The organism is Solimicrobium silvestre, assembly GCF_002976435.1.
GTDB classification, from domain to species: Bacteria; Pseudomonadota; Gammaproteobacteria; order Burkholderiales; family Burkholderiaceae_D; genus Solimicrobium; species Solimicrobium silvestre.
In genome coordinates this window covers 1-5,886 of the sequence record NZ_PUGF01000047.1, presented here as the reverse complement: position 1 = coordinate 5,886, position 5,886 = coordinate 1, and the positions used below count along the sequence as shown (strand labels likewise).

Sequence of the window (5,886 nt, the reverse complement as noted above, 5' to 3'; positions counted from 1 at the left end):
CGAGAGCAGTAAAGTGGGAGAGCAGAAAAAACGAAGTGTCGAAAAATAAGTGTTGACGCGGAGTAGCAAAAGCCCCATAATCTCGTTTCTGTGCTGCTGACAAACAAAACGCTTTGTCAGCGAAGAGTACGGTTTTTAGGAATCGGAAAACACAGGTAGTCACATTAATGTGACGTTCTTTAACAACATACAGTCAATAAATGTGGGCATGTAATACCAGCGAATCGCGACTTCGGTTGCGATGACAAAAGTATTAAATGTTCACGAAAAGATAAATAAGGAAACTGAAGCAATTCAGTAACCTGTCAGTATTTTGAGTGAGCGACCTGTCAGCAATGACAGAGGCCAGAAATGGTCACAAGTAACAGGCATTAAACTGAAGAGTTTGATCCTGGCTCAGATTGAACGCTGGCGGCATGCCTTACACATGCAAGTCGAACGGCAGCACGGGGCAACCTGGTGGCGAGTGGCGAACGGGTGAGTAATATATCGGAACGTACCTAGAAGTGGGGGATAACGCAGCGAAAGTTGCGCTAATACCGCATATTCTCTACGGAGGAAAGTGGGGGCTCGCAAGACCTCATGCTTTTAGAGCGGCCGATATCTGATTAGCTAGTTGGTGAGGTAAAGGCTCACCAAGGCATCGATCAGTAGCTGGTCTGAGAGGACGACCAGCCACACTGGAACTGAGACACGGTCCAGACTCCTACGGGAGGCAGCAGTGGGGAATTTTGGACAATGGGCGCAAGCCTGATCCAGCAATGCCGCGTGAGTGAAGAAGGCCTTCGGGTTGTAAAGCTCTTTTGTCAGGGAAGAAACGGTGAACTCTAATATAGTTTACTAATGACGGTACCTGAAGAATAAGCACCGGCTAACTACGTGCCAGCAGCCGCGGTAATACGTAGGGTGCAAGCGTTAATCGGAATTACTGGGCGTAAAGCGTGCGCAGGCGGTGTTGTAAGTCAGATGTGAAATCCCCGGGCTCAACCTGGGAATGGCATTTGAGACTGCAACGCTAGAGTGTGTCAGAGGGGGGTAGAATTCCACGTGTAGCAGTGAAATGCGTAGAGATGTGGAGGAATACCGATGGCGAAGGCAGCCCCCTGGGATAACACTGACGCTCATGCACGAAAGCGTGGGGAGCAAACAGGATTAGATACCCTGGTAGTCCACGCCCTAAACGATGTCTACTAGTTGTCGGGACTTAATTGTCTTGGTAACGCAGCTAACGCGTGAAGTAGACCGCCTGGGGAGTACGGTCGCAAGATTAAAACTCAAAGGAATTGACGGGGACCCGCACAAGCGGTGGATGATGTGGATTAATTCGATGCAACGCGAAAAACCTTACCTACCCTTGACATGGTCAGAATCTTTGAGAGATCAGAGAGTGCTCGCAAGAGAACTGATACACAGGTGCTGCATGGCTGTCGTCAGCTCGTGTCGTGAGATGTTGGGTTAAGTCCCGCAACGAGCGCAACCCTTGTCATTAATTGCCATCATTTAGTTGGGCACTTTAATGAGACTGCCGGTGACAAACCGGAGGAAGGTGGGGATGACGTCAAGTCCTCATGGCCCTTATGGGTAGGGCTTCACACGTCATACAATGGTACATACAGAGGGTCGCCAACCCGCGAGGGGGAGCTAATCCCAGAAAGTGTATCGTAGTCCGGATTGGAGTCTGCAACTCGACTCCATGAAGTTGGAATCGCTAGTAATCGCGGATCAGCATGTCGCGGTGAATACGTTCCCGGGTCTTGTACACACCGCCCGTCACACCATGGGAGCGGGTTTCACCAGAAGTAGGTAGCTTAACCGCAAGGAGGGCGCTTACCACGGTGGGATTCGTGACTGGGGTGAAGTCGTAACAAGGTAGCCGTATCGGAAGGTGCGGCTGGATCACCTCCTTTCTAGAGTCACGCGAAGTTTTACGTGTCCACACTTATTGACTGTAGTTAAAAAAGAACATGAAACGCCGCCGTTGCTGAGAGTAATCGAAGTAACGTCAACGCAACAATGCGGGTCTGTAGCTCAGTTGGTTAGAGCACCGTGTTGATAACGCGGGGGTCGTTGGTTCGAGCCCAACCAGACCCACCAAGTTACGCAAGTTCGAGCAATCGGATGGCATAGAAGTTTATGGGGGTTTAGCTCATCTGGTAGAGCACCTGCTTTGCAAGCAGGGGGTGAACGGTTCGATCCCGTTAACCTCCACCACGTTTTAAAGTGCAAACCTAAGTCGTCGTAAATCGACCGTGAGTAAAAATCACGTTATAACACACTGCTGAGCAATCGGTAGTAGTCGGTTTAACATCAGGATTTAGGTTTGATCTTTGATCAAAAAGGTTGTTTCGTTCTTTAAAAATTGAGAAGAAGTTAAGTAGAGAAAATTAGAATGTGTTTATCCAGAGAAATGCTCGGATGAGTCTTGTTTAATATAAATGGGTTGTGATTGTATCGAACAAACATAAAGTAGTAACGAGTGATCCAAGTAGTCATTAGGAATAATGGCATAGAAATACAAAGACACTTGAGCTACGGCAACGCAATAAAATACTCAAGTAAGATGTAGTAAAGAACTATACCGAACTTTGGTGATGAACCAGAAGACTGACCGTAAGGAAAGAACGCTGACACCAGAGGTTAACGTTATAGGGACAAGTGACTAAGTGCACATGGTGGATGCCTAGGCGATATCCGGCGACGAAGGACGTAGTAGCTTGCGATAAGCTGCGGGGAGCGAGCAAACACGCTTTGATCCGCAGATTTCCGAATGGGGAAACCCGGCCCTAGTGGTCATTGCATACTGAATACATAGGTATGCAAAGCGAACGCGGCGAACTGAAACATCTAAGTAGCTGCAGGAAAAGAAATCAACCGAGATTCCCAAAGTAGTGGCGAGCGAAATGGGAAGAGCCTGTACATGATACCCACGACTGTAGTAGAACGGAATGGAAAGTCCGGCCATAGAGGGTGATAGCCCCTTATACGAAACAGACGTGGCGATACTAAGTGTACGAAAAGTAGGGCGGGACACGAGAAATCCTGTCTGAACATGGGGGGACCATCCTCCAAGGCTAAATACGCGATATCGACCGATAGTGAACCAGTACCGTGAGGGAAAGGCGAAAAGAACCCCGGAAGGGGAGTGAAATAGATCCTGAAACCGTGTGCATACAAACAGTAGGAGCTCTTGAAAAATGGAGTGACTGCGTACCTTTTGTATAATGGGTCAGCGACTTACATTCAGTGGCAAGGTTAACCGCATAGGGAAGCCGAAGAGAAATCGAGTCCGAATAGGGCGAATTAGTCGCTGGGTGTAGACCCGAAACCAAGTGATCTACTCATGGCCAGGATGAAGGTGCGGTAACACGCACTGGAGGTCCGAACCCACTAATGTTGAAAAATTAGGGGATGAGCTGTGGGTAGGGGTGAAAGGCTAAACAAACTTGGAAATAGCTGGTTCTCTCCGAAAACTATTTAGGTAGTGCCTCAAGTATCACCATCGGGGGTAGAGCACTGTTATGGCTAGGGGGTCATCGCGACTTACCAACCCATTGCAAACTCCGAATACCGATGAGTGCGAGCTTGGGAGACAGACGTCGGGTGCTAACGTCCGGCGTCAAGAGGGAAACAACCCAGACCGCCAGCTAAGGTCCCCAAGATTGGCTAAGTGGAAAACGAAGTGGGAAGGCTAAAACAGTCAGGAGGTTGGCTTAGAAGCAGCCACCCTTTAAAGAAAGCGTAATAGCTCACTGATCGAGTCGTCCTGCGCGGAAGATGTAACGGGGCTAAGCCAGTCACCGAAGCTGCGGATATATCTTAGGATATATGGTAGGAGAGCGTTCTGTAAGCCTGCGAAGGTGTCTTGTAAAGGATGCTGGAGGTATCAGAAGTGCGAATGCTGACATGAGTAGCGATAATGGGGGTGAAAAGCCTCCACGCCGTAAGCCCAAGGTTTCCTGTTCAACGTTCATCGGAGCAGGGTGAGTCGGCCCCTAAGGCGAGGCAGAGATGCGTAGCTGATGGGAAGCAGGTTAATATTCCTGCACCGTCGTATGATGCGATGGGGGGACGGATCGCGGAAGGTCGTCAGGCGGTTGGAAGAGCCTGTTCTTGACTTGTAGAAGGCTGTTAGGCAAATCCGGCAGCGTAATTCAAGGGGTTGAGACGAGTGAATTTATTCACGAAGCGATCGGAAGTGGTTCCAAGAAAAGCCTCTAAGCTTCAGTCATACGAGACCGTACCGCAAACCGACACAGGTGGGCGAGATGAGTATTCTAAGGCGCTTGAGAGAACTCGGGAGAAGGAACTCGGCAAATTGGTACCGTAACTTCGGGATAAGGTACGCCCTAGTAGTTTGACCCTCCTGCGGGGGAAGGACGACAGGGTTGCAATAAACTGGTGGCTGCAACTGTTTAATAAAAACACAGCACTATGCAAACACGAAAGTGGACGTATATGGTGTGACTCCTGCCCGGTGCTGGAAGATTAAATGATGGGGTGCAAGCTCTTGATTGAAGTCCCAGTAAACGGCGGCCGTAACTATAACGGTCCTAAGGTAGCGAAATTCCTTGTCGGGTAAGTTCCGACCTGCACGAATGGAGTAATGATGGCCACACTGTCTCCTCCCGAGACTCAGCGAAGTTGAAATGTTTGTGATGATGCAATCTACCCGCGGCTAGACGGAAAGACCCCATGAACCTTTACTGTAGCTTTGCATTGAATTTTGAACCAATCTGTGTAGGATAGGTGGGAGGCTTTGAAGCGTGGACGCCAGTCTGCGTGGAGCCAACCTTGAAATACCACCCTGGTTTGTTTGAGATTCTAACCTTGGCCCATTATCTGGGTTGGGGACAGTGCATGGTAGGCAGTTTGACTGGGGCGGTCTCCTCCCAAAGTGTAACGGAGGAGTTCGAAGGTACGCTAATTACGGTCGGACATCGTGATGATAGTGCAATGGCATAAGCGTGCTTAACTGCGAGACTGACAAGTCGAGCAGGTACGAAAGTAGGACATAGTGATCCGGTGGTTCTGTATGGAAGGGCCATCGCTCAACGGATAAAAGGTACTCTGGGGATAACAGGCTGATTCCTCCCAAGAGTTCATATCGACGGGGGAGTTTGGCACCTCGATGTCGGCTCATCACATCCTGGGGCTGTAGCCGGTCCCAAGGGTATGGCTGTTCGCCATTTAAAGTGGTACGTGAGCTGGGTTTAAAACGTCGTGAGACAGTTTGGTCCCTATCTGCCGTGGGCGTTGGATATTTGAAGGGGGCTGCTCCTAGTACGAGAGGACCGGAGTGGACGAACCTCTGGTGTACCGGTTGTCACGCCAGTGGCATTGCCGGGTAGCTATGTTCGGAAGAGATAACCGCTGAAAGCATCTAAGCGGGAAACTCGCCTTAAGATGAGATATCCCAGAGCCTTGAGCTCTTTAAAGGGTCGTTCGAGACCAGGACGTTGATAGGCTGGGTGTGGAAGTGCAGTAATGCATTAAGCTAACCAGTACTAATTGCCCGTAAGGCTTGTCCCTATAACCTTGACAGGTATAGCTACAAGAGTAATACGTGTTGCCAACCTTGTTTGTGCAGTCACAACTTGATAAACGCTGTATAATAGCGGCTCTGTGAAAGAAGGTCGGCGGTAAATTCCCGCCATACCAACCAAACACAGCCAGCTCTACTTGCTTCTTCCCAATTGGATTTGTTGCGGACATCAGAACAACGATGCCCACAGCGAGTCAACCAGTTATGCTTGATGACCATAGCGAGTCGGTCCCACCCCTTCCCATCCCGAACAGGACCGTGAAACGACTCTGCGCCAATGATAGTGCTGCAACCAGTGTGAAAGTAGGTTATCGTCAGGCTGTTCTTCCTAAAAACCCCCGCTA

The 5,886-nt window shown here is 49.6% G+C and carries 2 tRNA genes and 3 rRNA genes; all 5 read left to right on the top strand.

The window, feature by feature from the left end:
- Window positions 1-373: 373 nt before the first annotated feature.
- The 5 genes from S2091_RS23560 (at window position 374) to rrf (ending at window position 5,862) form a co-directional block, all read left to right on the top strand.
- Window positions 374-1,907, top strand: a 16S ribosomal RNA gene (locus S2091_RS23560).
- A 110-nt stretch (window positions 1,908-2,017) separates the two neighbouring features.
- A tRNA-Ile gene (locus tag S2091_RS23555) sits at window positions 2,018-2,094 on the top strand.
- A gap of 41 nt (window positions 2,095-2,135) precedes the next feature.
- Window positions 2,136-2,211 (top strand) — tRNA-Ala (locus S2091_RS23550).
- Between the two features lie 438 nt (window positions 2,212-2,649).
- Window positions 2,650-5,529, top strand: a 23S ribosomal RNA gene (locus tag S2091_RS23545).
- A 220-nt stretch (window positions 5,530-5,749) separates the two neighbouring features.
- Window positions 5,750-5,862, top strand: a 5S ribosomal RNA gene (rrf, locus tag S2091_RS23540).
- The 16S, 23S and 5S rRNA genes sit together here with 2 tRNA genes alongside, the layout of an rRNA operon.
- Window positions 5,863-5,886: the final 24 nt, after the last annotated feature.